Here is a 15,943-nt window from a genome sequence, read left to right as displayed (position 1 = left end):
GATCTGTGCCGGAATCACCTGATCCGGCTGGGCCGGAGCGCGCACCGGCTGCTCGCCGATGGCAATGGGTTCAATGGATCGCTGGGGCGCGTTGAAGACTCCGGTCAGGGTTTCGGAGAGCACCTTGTACTTGCCCTCGTTCACCGAGGACACCGCGTACATGACCACAAAAAACGCAAACAGCAGCGTGATGAAATCCGCATAGGAAATCAGCCAGCGCTCCCGGTTCTGATTGGCCTCCGCCTGCAAGCGACGTCGTCTCAAAGTTGATTTTCCCTTGCCCTTAACTCAGGAATCAGGCGTGCCGGTGCGGCGCGTTTACTGAATGAAGCCACGGAGTCGCAACTCAATGGACCGGGGGTTCTCGCCCTCGGCAATGGCCACGATGCCATCGATCATCATGTCCTCGTAACGACTGCGCCGACGTATGATTTCCCGTAATTTGTTGGCCACCGGAAAAAACAGCAGATTGGCCAGAGCCACACCATAGATGGTCGCCACAAAGGCCGTGGCGATGCCGCTACCCAGAGAAGCCGGATCTTCCAGGTTGGTCATGACCTGAATAAGCCCCATGACGGCACCAATAATACCAATGGTGGGCGAGTAGCCACCCATGGCCTCAAACACCTGGGCCGCTTCCAGGTCCCGTTGTTCCCGGGATTCAAGATCCACTTCCATAACACTGCGGATGGTCTCGGTTTCTGCGCCATCCACCAGTAACTGCAAACCTTTACGGGCAAACGGCTCCTGCTCACTCTCGGCAACCGCCTCCAACCCCAGGAGCCCCTGTTTTCGGGCCTTGACGCTCCAGTCAATGACCTTGCCCATGCCATCTTCCATGCCCACAAAAGGCGGGAAAAGCACCCAGCGGGACTGGGAAACAGCACGCTTCAGCAAAGGCCAGGAGGTCTGCAGGATAGTGGCAGCCAATGTACCGCCAACAACAATCAGCCCGGCCGGCGCATTGAACAGGGACGCCAGAGTGCCTCCTTCCAGCAGGTTGCCGCCCAACAGTGCCGCAAACGCCAGAATAATGCCGATGAGGCTGAGGATATCCATCAGCTCACGCCTTCCACCAACCTGCGACCCACTTCATCCAGGGGCAGAACTTCGTCTGTCAATCCCGCCTTGGCGACGGCCATGGGCATGCCGTAAATGACCGATGTTCTCTCATCCTGGGACCAGATCACCGACCCTGATTCTTTCATCATCCGGCAGCCTTCCTTACCGTCAGCCCCCATTCCAGTCAGGATAACGCCCAGGGTCTTGCCCGGATAACTGCGGGCCAGCGACCCGAAAGTGACATCGACACTGGGTTTGTAATTGAGACGATCATCCCCGGGCAGTATCCGCACCCGGCCCTGGCCACCGCGGTTTTCGATCATCATCTGCTTGCCGCCCGGGGCCAGCAAGGCGACACCGGGCTTCAGCAAATCACCATCTTCTGCCTGGCGCACCTCGATCTGGCACAGTTTGTTCAGGCGCTCGGCAAAGGCCGGGGTAAAACTGCCCGGCATGTGCTGGATCAGAATCAGTGGGGACGGAAACCGGGCCGGCAGTTCGGTCAGCACTTTCTGCAGCGCGATGGGACCACCGGTTGAGGTGCCGATGGCCACCACGTCGTAGTGACGGGCCGGGGTTTTGCGGGCGCTGCTCCTGACCGTAGGCTCCGGGCGCTCGGAAGGCGACCGTGTGGACGATGGTCGAGACGGCAGTCCACCCATCCGATCCGGGGCACCGCCACCGGAACTGACTGAAGTATCCGGGGACTCTGGCGGCGTCGTACGGTGCACCGGAGTCCGCGGGACAGCTGTCCCGGTCGGCGCGGGGGAATCGGCCCGGCGCGAGGCGGCACCCGGGCGACTGCCCGCCACATCGAGAATGCGCTGGCGCAGGATGCGCTGCAGTTCACTGCCATCCCGGGCAATGTCCTCAAAGTTCTTGGGCAGGAAATCAACGGCACCGGCTTCAAGTGCGTCCAGTGTTACCCGGGCGCCCTCGTAGGTCAGCGATGAGAACATCAGCACCGGCACCGGGCGACGCTTCATGATTTCCCGCACTGCGGTGATGCCGTTCATGACCGGCATCTCGTAATCCATGGTAATCACGTCCGGCCGCAGCTTTTCTGCCATTTCAACGCCTTCCTTGCCGTTGGTCGCCACGCCCACCACCCGGATATTGCCGGAAGCGTTGAGGATTTCCGTCAGTCGCTTGCGGAAAAATCCGGAATCATCAACGACCAGAACAGAAACCGTCATTCCTTCCTCCTTCAGACGCGGGAACAGGCCCCGCCACCAACCGGTGAGTTCCGGCTAACCGTAATGCTGCAGCAGGCTGGGCACATCAATAATAAGTGCAATACGTCCGTCACCGGTGATGGTGGCCCCCGCCATACCGGGCGTGCCCTGCAAGGCCTTGCCCAGAGGTTTGATCACCACTTCTTCCTGGCCCACCAGCTGGTCTACCACAAAGCCGACCCGCTTGGTGCCCATGGCCACAATTACCACATGGCCATTGGCCGGATCTGCCTCGCTCCCGGAACCGGGCACCAGCCAGCGTTTGATATGGAAGATGGGAAATACCTTGTCTCTGACCACGATGCACTCGCGACCATCCACAATGTTCTTTTTGGTCAGGTCAAGGTGGAAGATTTCCACCACATTCACCAGCGGCAAGGCGAAGGACTGGTTACCCAGCATGATCATCAATGTCGGCATGATAGCCAGCGTCAGCGGCACCTTGATGCGGATCGAGGTACCACGACCCAGCTTGGAATCCACCTGAATCTGACCATTGAGCTGGCCAATCTTGGTCTTGACCACGTCCATGCCGACACCGCGCCCGGAGACATCAGAAATTTTCTCCTTGGTGGAGAAGCCGGCGGCAAAAATCAGGTTGTAGCATTCGGTGGCGCTGAGGCGGTCGGCTGCATCCTGATCATAAAGGCCTTTTTCCACCGCCTTGCGGCGCAGAACGTCAGGATCCATACCGGCGCCGTCATCCTCGATGGACAACAGGATATGGTCACCTTCCTGTTCTGCCGACAAAATAACCTGCCCCGTGCGTGGCTTGCCGGCAGCTTCCCGTACATCCGGCGCCTCAACCCCGTGGTCAACAGAATTGCGAACCAGATGCACCAGCGGATCCGCCAGCGCTTCCACCAGATTCTTGTCGAGATCGGTGTCCTCGCCATGCATGACCAGATTGATCTCTTTTTTCAGGCTCCGGGCCAGATCGCGGACCACGCGGGGGAAGCGACCGAAGACCTTCTTGATGGGCTGCATGCGGGTCTGCATCACCGCAGCCTGCAGATCGGTGGTCACCACATCCAGGTTGGACACCGCCTTGTGCATGTGCTCATCTTCGCTGTCGGCGCCCAGGCGCTGGAGCCGGTTACGGACCAGCACCAGCTCACCCACCATATTCATGATGTCATCAAGGCGACGGGTATCGACGCGCACCGTGGTTTCAGCCGTGGGCTGAGAGTCCCGGGCAGGTACCGCCGCAATGGCCGGTTCTGCGGCTTTGGCGGGAATAGCCGGCTGTGGCTTTGCCGCCGGCACTGGGGCTTTGTCTTGTGCCGCAGGCTCAGCGGTGAATGCCGTTTCCGCGGGGCTCTTGCCCTTGCCGTGAAGCTGGTCGAGCAAGGCCTCGAATTCGTCATCGGAAATCAGGTCGTCACCCGCACTGCCGGTCTGGTCTGCCGCAGATCCGGAAGTTTCAGTGATGACGTCGTCTTCTGCAGCCTCACCGGCTGAGGGCGCATCTTCAGCGGCCTTTCCGGAGAACTGGCCCTTACCGTGCAACTGATCCAGCAGCGCCTCGAATTCATCGTCGGTTATCTCGCCACTGTCCGCGGAATTCCCCGGGGCGGGCTCTGCCGAGCCAGCGCCGGAACCGGATGCCGGTGCCGCTGACCGGGCCTTGTCGTCATCGAGCGCGTCGAGAAGCTGTTCAAACTCCTCATCGGTAATATCGCCGTGGTCTTCAGCGGATTCCGACAGGGATGGGGCGTCAGCCGGCGCAGAGGCCGCCACGCTGGCAATTGCTGCACCCTCACCCTCCGGCAAGGCAAACTGATCCAGGGTTGCGATCAGGCTGTCCGGTGCCGGCGTCAACTCTTCCTGATTACGCACCTGCTCGAACATGGCATTGACGTTGTCCAGCGTCTGCAGGACAGAATCCATCAACTCAGGCGTAACCTGACGCTTGTGATTGCGCAGGGTATCAAACACGTTCTCGGCGGAATGGCAGCAATTCACCAGCGCATCCAGCTGGAGAAAGCCGGCGCCGCCCTTGACGGTGTGGAAACCACGGAATATGGCATTCAGCAGATTGCTGTCATCGGGATGCCGCTCCAGGTCCACCAGTTGCTCAGAGAGCTGTTCCAGTATTTCACCGGCCTCAACCAGGAAGTCCTGAAGGATTTCTTCATCTGCATCAAATGCCATGCAATTACCTCACTCAGAAGCCGAGACTGGACAGCAGGTCGTCAACGTCGTCCTGCCCGGACACTACGTCAACCCGCTCTGCGGCGCGTATCTGTGGACCTTCACCCTGTTCCGGGGAGGACTCTTGTTCTTTGATGTCATGCACGGTGCCAGTGAGCTGATCGACATGACTGGCCATCACCACCAGGCTCAACAGATTCTCTTCCACGTCTTTTACCAGCGCGGTCACTTTCTGGATAACCTGGCCGGTCAGATCCTGAAAGTCCTGAGCCAGCAGGATTTCGGACAGGTTGCGGTACATGTTTTCCGCATCGCTGGTCATGGTTTCAAAAAAGCGGTCGATGCGCCCGTACAACTCACGAAATTCGGCAGGTTCCATTTCACGCCGACGCAGCCGCTGCCAGTCTTGCCGCAAGGCTTTGGCCTCCTCACACATGGCGCTGGCCCGCGGCATGGCATCTTCCACCAGATCCATGGTGCGGTTGGCGGCCTTGCTGGTCATTTCCACTACGTACTGCAGACGGTCAGAGGCATCCGACATCTGCGAAAGGGCTTGCTGCTGCTCCGGGTTCTGAGGCTGTATCTGGAAATTGCGGATCGCCTCATGCAGACTTCGGGTAAGTCGCCCCACCTCGCGGTACAGGCTCTGATCACGAACCTCACTCAGGTCGTTGATCAGGTTCATGGCCCTGGCATAGTCGCCGGCATTGACCTGCTCGACCAGCTCATGGGCCTGTTCTTTCAACCGGCTGGTCATTTCCGGGTCAAGGCCGGCGGTTTTCGAATTATCATTGCCCATGGAAGTACATCCGGACTCTGGTTGCTGATGACAAAACGCACTTGGGCGCGTTACTGAATTCGCTCAAAAATCTTCTCGATTTTTTCCTTGAGCACAGCCGCCGTAAACGGTTTGACCACGTAGCCATTAACACCGGCCTGAGCCGCCGCCACGATCTGATCGCGCTTGGCTTCCGCCGTAACCATCAGTACCGGCAGGTTCTTGAGATTGTCATCGGCACGAACCTCTTTCAGCAGATCAAAGCCTGACATACCGGGCATGTTCCAGTCGGTCACCAGAAAATCGTACTTCCCGGTGCGCAGCATCGGCAGCGCAGTGTTGCCATCGTCGGCTTCATCGGTGTTGGTGAAACCGAGATCTCGCAGCAGGTTCTTGATGATCCTTCGCATTGTGGAAAAATCATCCACAATGAGGATTTTCATGTTCTTGTCCAATGGGACCTCCAATGGGTAAACGCCGGAATTAGCGCCGGAGGCGGCACCGCGCCGGACTCCTGACAATCGTTTCAAACGGTCGTGGCAGCGATTCTAGCAGTCTCAGCGCCACTGTCCGTTTCAATGTGTTATCGCAACCTCTGATTCTATCGCGATGTTCCTGAATCCTCTGACTGCCAGTCAGACATCCGTCCCCTCAGGCGCAGTGCGGCCTGACTGTGGATCTGACTGACGCGGCTCTCGCTGACACCAAGCACCGCACCGATTTCCTTCAGGTTGAGCTCGTCTTGGTAATACAGGCTGAGCACCAGCTTTTCACGTTCCGGCAGGCCATCGATAGCGGTGGCCAGATGACGTCGAAAGTTGCCGGAGGAGAGATTGTCCAGCGGATTATCCGACGCTTCCTGTTCGTGTATCGGCAGGTCTCCGGATTCATTGAGCTCATCGAGACTAAAAAGTCGGCCAGAGTTGGCGTCACTGAGGCAGGCGTGGTACTCGGAGATGGTCATATCCAGTTCCGCAGCCACCTCCGGATCCTGTGCTTCGCGACCTTCGCGATTTTCAACAGTCCTGATGGCAGCGGCTACACGGCGGGCATTGCGGTGAACCGAACGGGGCACCCAGTCACCCTTACGGATTTCGTCAACAATGGCACCACGAATGCGGATGCCGGCGTAGGTTTCAAACGCGGCGCCACGATCTGACTGGTATTTGGCCGCTGCTTCAAGCAGGCCAATCATGCCCGCCTGCATGAGGTCGTCCAGCTGCACCGAGTCAGGCAAACGCGCCAGCATGTGCAGGGCGATCTTCTTCACCAGGGGAGCGTGCTGCTCCACCAGCTGATGCGCCTGGCGCTGACCGGTCTGATGATAGATTCCGAGACTTCTGGCCACTGTCATGTATCCGGCTTACCTGTACTACGGTGGTGAATCAGGCGTTCGCGTTAACCAGGCGCTCAACAAAAAATTCCAGATGCCCGCGGGGGGACGACGGCAAGGGCCAGCTGTCCACTTTCTCCGCAAGCGCCTTGATGGCAAGCGAGGCCTTGGCCCGCGGGTAGGCATCCAATACGGCCCGCTGACGCTGAACCGCTTTGCGAACGGCTTCATCGTATGGAACCATGCCCGTATATTGTAGTGCAACGTCAAGGAAGCGTTCGGTGACCCGAGTCAATTTGCTGAACAGGTGACGGCCCTCCTGCTCGCTTCTGACCTGATTCGCAAGAATCCGGAAGCGGTTGACGCCGTAATCCCGATTCATCAGCTTGATCAGCGCGTAGGCATCGGTAATGGAGGTGGGCTCATCGCAGACCACCAGCAACAATTCGTGGGATGCTCTCAGAAAGCTGACAACACTCTCGGAAATGCCTGCGGCTGTATCTACAATCAGCACATCAATCTGGTCACCCAGCTCGCTGAACGCATTGATCAGGCCGGCGTGCTCGAGCGCCGAAAGCTGGGTCATTCGCTGGGTACCGGAGGAGGCCGGCACGATTTTCAGACCGCCCGGGCCGTTGACCAGTATATCCCGCAGATCGCAGTCGCCGGACAGCACATCGGCCAGATTGCGATTGGCAGTAATACCCAGCAGAACGTCTATGTTGGCGAGGCCAAGGTCCGCGTCCAACAGAACGACCCTTCGTCCCATCTGGGAAAGTGCGATGCCAAGGTTAACCGACACGTTGCTTTTACCAACGCCGCCCTTGCCACCGGTGACCGCGATTACCTGAACCGGATGTGGTTTGCTCATAAAGTGCCTGGTTTCCGCTGTGTTGCTGTCTGTCGTCCTGCTGACCGAAAGCCGGCTGCTGCCAGTAACCGACAGGAGTCAGCGCGACGCGTCAGGCGCCTTCCGCAACCGCGTGTTGACGACGTAGTTCTTTTAGCCGGTCAATCCCCAAACGCACCAGCGACGCAGGATTGGCCGGATGCAGGTCTTGCGGAATCTTCTGACCGTCGGTGACCCAGGCCACCGGCAATGACGTTTCCATGGCGAACCCCAGCACCTCGCCGAGGGTCAGGGCTTCATCGAGCTTGGTCATCACGCAACCTGCAAGATTTGCCATCTTATAGCAATGCCACATGGATTTCATGATTCTGGGCTGACTGGTCGCCGGCACCACCAGCTGGGTCTGTATCCGGTGGTGGCTGTTCGCCAGTTCCTGCAACTGCTCATTGCAGCCCGGGTCTGACCGGGTCAGGCCAGCGGTGTCCACCAGCACCAGATGCCGGTCTGCCAGTTCGTCGAGTACGGCATCCAGAGTATGGGTGTCGTCCACAACACGCACCGGCACGTTGAGTATACGGCCAAACACGAAAAGCTGCTCATGGGCGGCAACCCGGTAGCGGTCTGTTGTCACCAGTGCCAGTGATTCCGCGCCGTGTTCGAGAACATAACGGGCGGCAATCTTGCCGATGGTGGTGGTCTTGCCGGAGCCGGTCGGCCCCACCAGCGCGTACACACCACCACGCTGCAACCATTCACCCTGCTGACTGCGCACACCGGCGGCAAGAATCTTCAGGGCCTGCTTCCAGCCATCTTCCAGCCGGCCACGGCCGTTCTGACGGGCCAGTGACTCCGCCAGCTCCGGATTCAGACCGAATTCCTGCAAGCGCTCGGACAGTCTGCGCACGGTGGCGTCGGCCGCCACCTTTACGTCAGCCGGCGCCGGTTGCGCTGACGGCTGGCGCCGGGTCACCAGTTCCCGTAACGAACTGATTTCATCGCGCATAAGTGCCAGCTCATCACCCTCGGGCAGCGCAGTCCCGGATATCACTTCCGGCGCCGCCCTGGTATTGCCATAGGACCAGTCCGATGATTCCATCTGCGGTTTGTTCTGGCCCCGTAACTCACGAATTCGTTCACGGGAGCGACCCAGCTCCTGTTCCAGATGCCGGTGCTGGTCGGCCTGCATTTCCGCCAACCGGCCTCCGTTGGTGGCTTCTGCAGCGGCATCACCCAGTCGCTGGCGCGCCAGATTTTCGTCGTAGTCGAGGGCAGTGACAATTTCGACTCCGCCATCAACGCGTTTGCTGGACAGAATGACAGCATCATCGCCCATGTCTTCCCTCACCTGCTTGAGGGCCGCTGACATGGATGCTGCAAAATAACGTTTTACTTTCATAGTTCTGTCCTCCTCGGAAGCTGACCCGCCTGGGGCCTGCCAGCGATCGCTTACTGACCGACCGACGCCACGATGGTGATCTGTTTGTTATCCGGAATTTCCTGGTACGAGAGCACGTGAAGTCGCTCCACACCATAACTGGCAAACCTGGCCAGCACCGGTCTCAGCGGCCCCGACACCAGCAGAATGGCGGGTTTGCCCATCATCTCCTGGCGCTGGGCACTCTCCTGCAGAGAACGCTGCAACTTCTCCACCATGCCCGGCTCCAGCACCATGCCGATATCATCGATACCGCCAGTTTGTTGACTCTGTTGCTGACTCTTAAGCAATAACTGTTCCAACTCCGGGTCCAGAGTGATCACCGGAATGTCCGGCTCGTTGCCACAGATGCTTTGCACGATCATCCGGCGCAGGGCCTGACGGGCCGCCGTAGTCAGCACCCGGGGATCCTGGCTTTTCGGGTGAACGTTCACCACGGCTTCGGCAATGGAGCGCATATCACGAATGGGTACTTCTTCCTGCAGCAGGCTTTGCAGCACTTTCAGCAGTATGCTGATAGAGACACTGGTGGGCACCAGCTCTTCGGCAAGCTTGGGTGATACCTTTTCCAGCTGATCCAGCCACTTCTGGACTTCTTCATGGCCCAGCAGTTCGTGTGCGTGCTTCTGCAGAATCTGGTTGAGGTGGGTGGCAACCACGGTACTGGCATCGACAACTGTGTAGCCCAGGGTCTGGGCCTGGTCCTTTTGATCCGGATCAATCCAGATGGCATCGAGACCGAAGGCAGGGTCCTTGCCGGCGATGCCTTCCACCTTGCCGAATACCTGCCCGGGATCGATGGCCAGTTCCCGCTCCGGATGAATCTCGGCCTCGGCTATGGTCACCCCCATCAGGGTAATCCGGTAGACGTTCGGCGCCAGGTCCAGGTTGTCGCGGATATGAACCGAAGGCATCAGAAAGCCCAGGTCCTGGGATAACTTCTTGCGCACGCCCTTGATCCGGGTCAGCAGCTGCCCGCCCTGGGTTTTATCCACCAGCGGGATCAACCGGTAGCCCACTTCCAGACCAATGATATCCACCGTCGCCACATCATCCCAACCCAACTCCCGGGTTTCCGCCGGCGCCGGCAGTGCCTGTCCGGCATCGCCCCGACCGCCGGCGTCCGGTGATACGGGTCTGGGCACGCCCTTGTCGCGACCGGCACTGGGCCACTGTGAGTCTTCCTCCACCGTTTGCCGGTCCCGCTTCCACAGGAACCAGGCCAGACCGGCGGCCATCGAACCCAGTCCGAGGAAGGCTACATGAGGCATTCCCGGGATCAGACCCAGAATCAGCAGAATGGCGGCCGCGATGGACAGTGACCGGGGCGCATTGAACATCTGCTGAAGAATCTGACCGCCCATGTCCTGACTCGAGGTCACTCGGGTCACCATGATGGCCGCCGACGTTGCCAGCAGCAGTGACGGAATCTGCGCCACCAGACCATCACCAATGGTCAGCAGCGCGTAATTGGCCGTGGCCGTGCTGAAATCCAGGCCATGCTGAACCATACCAATGGCGATACCACCAATAATGTTAATGGCCAGAATCAGCAGACCGGCAACGGCATCGCCTTTCACAAACTTGCTGGCACCGTCCATGGAGCCGTAAAAATCCGCTTCCTGGGCAATTTCAGAGCGACGGTGCTTGGCTTCTTCCTGATTGATCAAACCGGCATTGAGATCGGCGTCGATGGCCATCTGTTTGCCTGGCATGGCGTCCAGGGTGAAACGCGCACTCACTTCCGAGACCCGCCCGGCACCCTTGGTGACCACCAGAAAGTTGATGATCATGAGAATGGCAAACACCACCAGACCCACCGCGTAGTTGCCGCCGATCAGCACCGCACCAAAGGACTCGATGACCTTACCGGCGGCATCACCACCCTCATGACCGTTGAGCAGAACAATCCGCGTGGACGCCACATTCAGGGCAAGGCGCAACAGGGTTGCAACCAGCAACACCGTCGGGAAGGCCGCAAAGTCCATGGGCCGCATGGCGTACACACACACCAGCAGGATGGTGATGGACAGGGCAATATTGAAGGTGAACAACACGTCCAGCAAAAACGCAGGCATGGGCAGGATCATCATGCCCAGCAATGCCATCAGCAGAATCGGAACACCGAGATTGCCCCGTGTCAGGTTTTTGACGTTGTTGAGAACCAGGGCGCGATCCATGTCTCGGTGCTACTCCGCTCGCGGTATTCGATGATTGGCGCAGTCGTATTTTTGACAGAACGCCGGTGTGTGCAGGGGTATCCGCAAGATCCATACCAGATATTACGGAATTTTCAGAGAGTGCCTGACGGGCGGATCCGGATACGGTATCCTTTTGGCCACATCAAAATCGCCCACAGACTCCACTGCAACAGGTGACCCATGCCCATCCACGAGGTTAAACACCCGCTGATCCAGCACAAACTCGGACTGATGCGCCGGGCCGATATCAGTACCAAGAATTTCCGGGAGCTGGCCCAGGAAGTCGGCGCCCTGCTGACCTACGAAGCCACCAAGGATTTCATCCTCGAGCCGCAAACCATTGAAGGCTGGGCTGGACCGGTAACCATTGAGCAGATCGGCGGCAAGAAAGTCACCATCGTCCCCATTCTGCGGGCCGGACTGGGCATGCTGGATGGCGTACTGACCTTGATACCCGGTGCCCGGGTCAGTGTGGTCGGTCAGGTCCGCAACGAGGAAACTCTGGAAGCCAGCACCTATCTGGAAAAGCTGGTGGGCGAACTGGACCAGCGCATGGCGATCATTATCGATCCGATGCTGGCAACCGGGGGCTCGCTGATTGCCACCATCGATCTGCTGAAGAAGGCAGGCAGCACGGAAATTCGCGCGCTGGTGCTGGTGGCGGCTCCGGAGGGCGTCGAGAAGGTTCTCGAGAAGCATCCGGACGTTTCCATCTACACCGCCTCGGTGGATGAGCGCCTGAACGAAAAGGGCTATATCCTGCCGGGTCTGGGTGACGCCGGCGACAAGATCTTCGGCACCAAGCAGAAGGACGTCTGATCCCATGGCGACCTCATCTGCTCAGGAATTCCGTAACGAACCCGTATGGCGCCAGGCCCTGGCCGGCTCCCAGATGTTGCTGGTGGCGTTCGGCGCCCTGGTGCTGATGCCGCTGATCACCGGTATGGACCCGAACGTGGCCCTGTTTACCGCCGGTGCCGGCACCCTGATTTTCCACATTGTGACGGGCGGACAGGTGCCGGTATTTCTGGCCTCGTCCTTTGCCTTTATCGCCCCCATCATTGCCGCCAACGAACGCTTTGGCATGGCCGAAACCCTGGGCGGCCTGGTAGCGGCAGGTATCCTCTACATGCTGCTAAGCGCCCTGGTAAAACTGCGGGGAACCGGCTTTATCAACCGTCTGCTGCCGCCGGTGGTGATCGGCCCGGTGATCATGGTGATCGGTCTCAGTCTCGCTCCGGTGGCGGTGCATATGGCCTCAGGCCGCACCGGTGACGGTGCCGTTCAGCTGGTGCCCTACAACACCGCCATCGTTATTGCGATGATTTCCCTGCTGGTCACCATCGTCGCTTCAGTCTGGGCCAAAGGCATTTTCCGGCTGGTGCCGATCATGTTCGGTATCGTGGTGGGTTACGTCCTGTCTGCGCTTGCCGGTATTGTTGATCTGACGCCAATCCACGAAGCCGCATGGCTGGCCATGCCGGCCTTCGTGACACCTTCCTTTGGCTGGTCAGCCATGCTGTTCATGATTCCCGTAGCTATTGCCCCCGCCATTGAGCACATCGGCGATGTGCTGGCCATCAGTAACGTCACCGGCAAGAATTTCATCAAGAAACCGGGGCTGCACCGGACCCTGCTGGGCGATGGCCTCGCCACCAGTACAGCGGCGTTGCTGGGCGGTCCGCCCAACACCACCTATTCGGAAGTAACCGGGGCGGTGATGCTGACCAAGAGTTTCAACCCCCGGGTGATGCTGTGGGCAGCAGGTATTGCCATTGTGTTGGCGTTTGTCGGCAAATTTGGTGCTGTGCTGCAGACAATTCCGGTTCCGGTGATGGGGGGCATCCTGTGCCTGCTGTTCGGATCAATTGCCGTGGTGGGCCTGAACGCGCTGATCCGCAACCAGGTCGATCTGGCTCAGGCGCGCAACCTGATTATCGTCGGTGTCACCCTGGTGTTTGGTATCGGTGGAATGGTCATCGGTCTGATTGAGGGCATTGCCCTGTGCAGCATCGTCGCCATTGTACTGAACCTCGTATTGCCTGGTTCCGATGCAGCCTGGGGCGAGCGCATTCACCACAACGAACCTCACTGAAGATGGCAGCCAGGCTATCGTGCTGGTGACGAGAGCCTGGCTGCCACCGATCGGGTGACTATTTTGCCCGGGGCTCATCGGCCCGGGTCCAGGTGGACGTCCGTCCAAACATGGGGGTACCCACAAAGCCCCGCAAATCCAGCCGATCTTTTCCTTTCAGGGTGATCCTTGCCTGGTAGGTTTTGCCGGATTCGGGGTCGTAGACACGGCCGTTCTCCCACACCTTGCCGTTACCCTTGGGCTCCATATCCCAGACGATCCTGAGTCCGACAATGGGCCGGTCCTGCAGCGACTCGTCCGGGTTAAGCCGGTCGATCAGGGGTTCGCCCTCATCATTCAGCGGATCTTCCAGCCAGACAATATGGCCACACAGCTGGTCGCCACAGGGCGCAATTTCAACCTGAGCATCATCTTCCTCGGTGTACCAGAGGCCGACAGGACCCGCCGCAACAGCACCGCTCAACAGCACCAGGCCTAATGAAACCGATACCCTGAAAGCCGTTTTCAATTTCATCAGAAGTTTCCTTATTTATTGTTTTAATTGATAAAATCATGCATCCTCGGCGAGCCACAGCCTAAGCATCTCCGACATTATTCTAGTGTCCCGTCTGGTTAATTCGTTGATCTACTGAGCCATTGAGAGCCTTGAGAGCAAGGCGCGGTGGCGAAGGTTTGGTGGCTCCAAATCGAGTCAGCGCAACGCGGCTATCAAGGCTCTCAATGGCTCCCGAAGGGCGCGCCGCTGGGACCTCTGGCCGGTGTTGCCAGCCCTTGATGTGGAACCACCACACCTGCGGACTGGCGCCTTGGCCAGAGGTCCCAGCGGCACGCAGTAGGTCAACGAATTAACCAGACGGGACACTAGATATCCCGTCGCAAATCCTTTGGTATCGGAAGATCCGGCATACCGGGCTTGGCACCCTGCCCCTTGCGGAACTGACGCATCTGGAAAAGGTAAGCCAACACCTGGGCAATAGCCATATAGAGGCCGTCCGGTATTTCCTCGCCAATGTCGGTATTGTGATAGACCGCACGGGTCAGTGGTGGCGTACGCAAAACGTCCACCTTGTTTTCCCGGGCCACCGCCATGATGCGGAAGGCTACCTCGTCTGCCCCTTTCGCCACCACCACTGGCGCGCTCATGGTTTGCTGATCGTATTTCAGGGCAACCGCATAATGGGTGGGGTTGGTGATGACCACATCGGCACCCGGCACATCCTGCATCATCCGGCGCTGGGCCATTTCCCGCTGCAGCTGGCGGATCTTGCCCTTTACCTCGGGCTTGCCTTCGGTGTCCTTGTACTCATCCTTGACTTCCTGCTTGGTCATTTTCAGCTTTTTGTTGTGATCGTAGATCTGGAACGGCACATCAATGATCGCAATGGCAATGGTGGCGCAGGCCAGCACGAAAAAGCTCCAGCCCATGGTCCAGAGTACGTGCGCCATGGCGGGCACCGCCGGCTCCTCCGCAATACTGAGCAGATCTTCGGTCCGCAGGTTCAGAATCAGAATGGCGACACTGCCCACCAGCAACACTTTGGCTATGGCCTTGAACAGTTCCACCAGCGAACGCATGGAGAACATGCGTTTGAGGCCCTTGATGGGATCCATCCGGTTCAGCTTGGGGGCAATGGCCTTGCCACTGAACACCAGGCCACCAATACCGATAGGCCCGGCAATGGCGGCAATCAGCAGCACAACAAGCAGCGGCGCCAGGCCAAGAGTGGCTTGCTAGGCAGACGACAGCAGTTGGTTACGCATCTGGTAGGTATCGAAGATATCCGCCCGGTCGAGCACGAAGGCGTCCCGCATGATGCCCTCAAGAGCGGCGCCAAGACTGGCACCGAACACCAGCAATCCACCGGCACCGGCAATCAGTACCGCCATGGTTGCCAGTTCCTTGGAACGCGCCGTCTGGCCCTCATCCCGGGCTTTTTCAAGGCGTCGGGGCGTGGGTTCTTCGGTTTTTTCCTGACTGTTGTCGTTCTCTTCAGCCATGGCGGCCTGCTAGTGTCCCGTAAGGTATCCGCGCCGGCTCAGGGCTGGCCCTGGAGCTGACGCATGAAATCGAAAGTTTCCCGGGTGTACTGCTCAAAGTGCGGCAGAAAATTGGCGTGAAGCACCCATATGGAAAACAGTCCAAAAATCAGGCCAATCGGAAAGCCCAGCGCAAAAATATTCATTTGAGGGGCAGCGCGGGTCATCACGCCGAAGGAGATATTGACGATAAAGACGGCGGTTACCGCCGGCAAGGCCAGCAACAGGGCAGACACGAACATCCAGCTGATGCGGTGTGCCAGATCCCAGACACCCGCCTGCCCCAGGCCCTCCAGACCAATGGGCAGTGTCCGGAAACTTTCCAGAAACACCTCGATGGCCACCAGGTGGCCATTCATGGCCAGATACAGCAGGGTAATGGTGATGCTGTAGATTTGCGCCAGCACCGGCACATTCACGCCGTTGGCCGGGTCGTTCATGGAGGCAAAGCCCAGACCCATCTGCATGGCAATCATCTGACCGGCGATAACAAACAGCTGGAACAGGGCAGTAAGTGCGAACCCCATACCCACACCGATCAGGATCTGTTGCAGGGTAATGACCAGCGCATCGGCACTCAGGGCTTCAACCTGTGGCACCGGTGGCAACATGGGCACAATCAGGATGGTGACCAGCAGAGCCAGCCCCATACGCACCCGGGCCGGTACCAGCTGAGTTCCGATAAACGGTATCACCATAAAGAAACTGGCGATGCGAAACAGTGGCCACAGGTGTTGCCCCACCCACTGGCTGATGACGTCTG

General features: G+C 58.8%; 14 protein-coding genes and 1 pseudogene. 2 read left to right on the top strand and 13 right to left on the bottom strand.

Going from position 1 to position 15,943, the window contains the following annotated elements; genetic code table 11:
* The 10 genes from AAC035_RS08550 to flhA all read right to left on the bottom strand — a co-directional run.
* On the bottom strand, nt 1–264 hold a 264-nt coding region (locus tag AAC035_RS08550), incomplete at its 3' end, for a flagellar motor protein MotB (RefSeq protein WP_339802554.1).
* Between the two features lie 54 nt (nt 265–318).
* Nucleotides 319–1,059, bottom strand: coding sequence for a flagellar motor protein (locus tag AAC035_RS08545; protein ID WP_339802551.1), 741 nt, complete (start codon nt 1,057–1,059; stop codon nt 319–321).
* Nucleotides 1,059–2,258 (bottom strand): chemotaxis response regulator protein-glutamate methylesterase, encoded by a 1,200-nt coding sequence (locus tag AAC035_RS08540; RefSeq protein ID WP_339802548.1) that lies wholly within the window; start codon nt 2,256–2,258, stop codon nt 1,059–1,061. Before AAC035_RS08540 ends, AAC035_RS08545 begins: the two co-directional genes overlap by 1 nt.
* Nucleotides 2,259–2,312: 54 nt before the next feature.
* Nucleotides 2,313–4,451, bottom strand: coding sequence for a chemotaxis protein CheA (locus AAC035_RS08535; RefSeq protein WP_339802545.1), 2,139 nt, complete (start codon nt 4,449–4,451; stop codon nt 2,313–2,315).
* 13 nt (nt 4,452–4,464) lie between these two features.
* Nucleotides 4,465–5,250, bottom strand: a complete 786-nt coding sequence (locus tag AAC035_RS08530) for a protein phosphatase CheZ (protein WP_339802542.1) — start codon at nt 5,248–5,250, stop codon at nt 4,465–4,467.
* Between the two features lie 50 nt (nt 5,251–5,300).
* Nucleotides 5,301–5,684 (bottom strand): chemotaxis response regulator CheY, encoded by a 384-nt coding sequence (gene cheY / locus AAC035_RS08525; protein ID WP_339802539.1) that lies wholly within the window; start codon nt 5,682–5,684, stop codon nt 5,301–5,303.
* 146 nt (nt 5,685–5,830) lie between these two features.
* Nucleotides 5,831–6,583 carry an RNA polymerase sigma factor FliA gene (locus tag AAC035_RS08520; RefSeq protein ID WP_339802536.1) on the bottom strand — a complete coding sequence of 251 codons (753 nt, stop codon included), beginning with the start codon at nt 6,581–6,583 and terminating at the stop codon, nt 5,831–5,833.
* Nucleotides 6,584–6,614: 31 nt separating this feature from the next.
* On the bottom strand, nt 6,615–7,433 hold the full coding sequence (locus tag AAC035_RS08515) for a MinD/ParA family protein (protein ID WP_339802533.1): 819 nt from the start codon (nt 7,431–7,433) through the stop codon (nt 6,615–6,617).
* Between the two features lie 91 nt (nt 7,434–7,524).
* A complete protein-coding gene (gene flhF, locus AAC035_RS08510; RefSeq protein WP_339802530.1) occupies nt 7,525–8,808 on the bottom strand; it encodes a flagellar biosynthesis protein FlhF in 1,284 nt (427 codons plus the stop codon).
* Nucleotides 8,809–8,858: 50 nt separating this feature from the next.
* A complete protein-coding gene (gene flhA, locus AAC035_RS08505; RefSeq protein ID WP_339802527.1) occupies nt 8,859–11,027 on the bottom strand; it encodes a flagellar biosynthesis protein FlhA in 2,169 nt (722 codons plus the stop codon).
* A 201-nt stretch (nt 11,028–11,228) separates the two neighbouring features.
* On the opposite strand from flhA, the gene upp reads away from it, so the two are divergent.
* Together upp and AAC035_RS08495 are read left to right on the top strand one after the other, a co-directional pair.
* Entirely contained in the window at nt 11,229–11,867 is a 639-nt protein-coding gene (upp, locus tag AAC035_RS08500; RefSeq protein ID WP_339802524.1) for a uracil phosphoribosyltransferase, read from the top strand.
* A gap of 4 nt (nt 11,868–11,871) precedes the next feature.
* A complete protein-coding gene (locus AAC035_RS08495; protein WP_339802521.1) occupies nt 11,872–13,143 on the top strand; it encodes a uracil-xanthine permease family protein in 1,272 nt (423 codons plus the stop codon).
* Between the two features lie 58 nt (nt 13,144–13,201).
* On the opposite strand, the gene AAC035_RS08490 is transcribed toward AAC035_RS08495, so the two are convergent.
* The 3 genes and pseudogenes from AAC035_RS08490 to fliR all read right to left on the bottom strand — a co-directional run.
* Nucleotides 13,202–13,657, bottom strand: a complete 456-nt coding sequence (locus tag AAC035_RS08490) for a DUF2147 domain-containing protein (protein WP_339802518.1) — start codon at nt 13,655–13,657, stop codon at nt 13,202–13,204.
* A 347-nt stretch (nt 13,658–14,004) separates the two neighbouring features.
* Nucleotides 14,005–15,141, bottom strand: a pseudogene (gene flhB, locus AAC035_RS08485) (flagellar biosynthesis protein FlhB).
* A gap of 38 nt (nt 15,142–15,179) precedes the next feature.
* On the bottom strand, nt 15,180–15,943 hold a 764-nt coding region (gene fliR / locus AAC035_RS08480; RefSeq protein WP_339802515.1), incomplete at its 5' end, for a flagellar biosynthetic protein FliR.

The organism is uncultured Marinobacter sp. (genome assembly GCF_963974375.1).
Classification (GTDB): Bacteria; Pseudomonadota; Gammaproteobacteria; order Pseudomonadales; family Oleiphilaceae; genus Marinobacter.
The sequence above is the reverse complement of the archived record's forward strand: the minus strand, read 5'-3'. Positions and strand labels throughout refer to the sequence as shown.

Bases quoted from the DNA above. Each gene is read 5' to 3' on its own strand.
- AAC035_RS08545 (WP_339802551.1), bottom strand. From the start codon at position 1,059: ATGGATATCCTCAGCCTCATCGGCATTATTCTGGCGTTTGCGGCACTG.
- AAC035_RS08540 (WP_339802548.1), bottom strand. From the start codon at position 2,258: ATGACGGTTTCTGTTCTGGTCGTTGATGATTCCGGATTTTTCCGCAAG.
- AAC035_RS08535 (WP_339802545.1), bottom strand. From the start codon at position 4,451: ATGGCATTTGATGCAGATGAAGAAATCCTTCAGGACTTCCTGGTTGAG.
- AAC035_RS08530 (WP_339802542.1), bottom strand. From the start codon at position 5,250: ATGGGCAATGATAATTCGAAAACCGCCGGCCTTGACCCGGAAATGACC.
- AAC035_RS08520 (WP_339802536.1), bottom strand. From the start codon at position 6,583: ATGACAGTGGCCAGAAGTCTCGGAATCTATCATCAGACCGGTCAGCGC.
- AAC035_RS08515 (WP_339802533.1), bottom strand. From the start codon at position 7,433: ATGAGCAAACCACATCCGGTTCAGGTAATCGCGGTCACCGGTGGCAAG.
- flhF (WP_339802530.1), bottom strand. From the start codon at position 8,808: ATGAAAGTAAAACGTTATTTTGCAGCATCCATGTCAGCGGCCCTCAAG.
- flhA (WP_339802527.1), bottom strand. From the start codon at position 11,027: ATGGATCGCGCCCTGGTTCTCAACAACGTCAAAAACCTGACACGGGGC.
- upp (WP_339802524.1), top strand. From the start codon at position 11,229: ATGCCCATCCACGAGGTTAAACACCCGCTGATCCAGCACAAACTCGGA.
- AAC035_RS08495 (WP_339802521.1), top strand. From the start codon at position 11,872: ATGGCGACCTCATCTGCTCAGGAATTCCGTAACGAACCCGTATGGCGC.
- AAC035_RS08490 (WP_339802518.1), bottom strand. From the start codon at position 13,657: ATGAAATTGAAAACGGCTTTCAGGGTATCGGTTTCATTAGGCCTGGTG.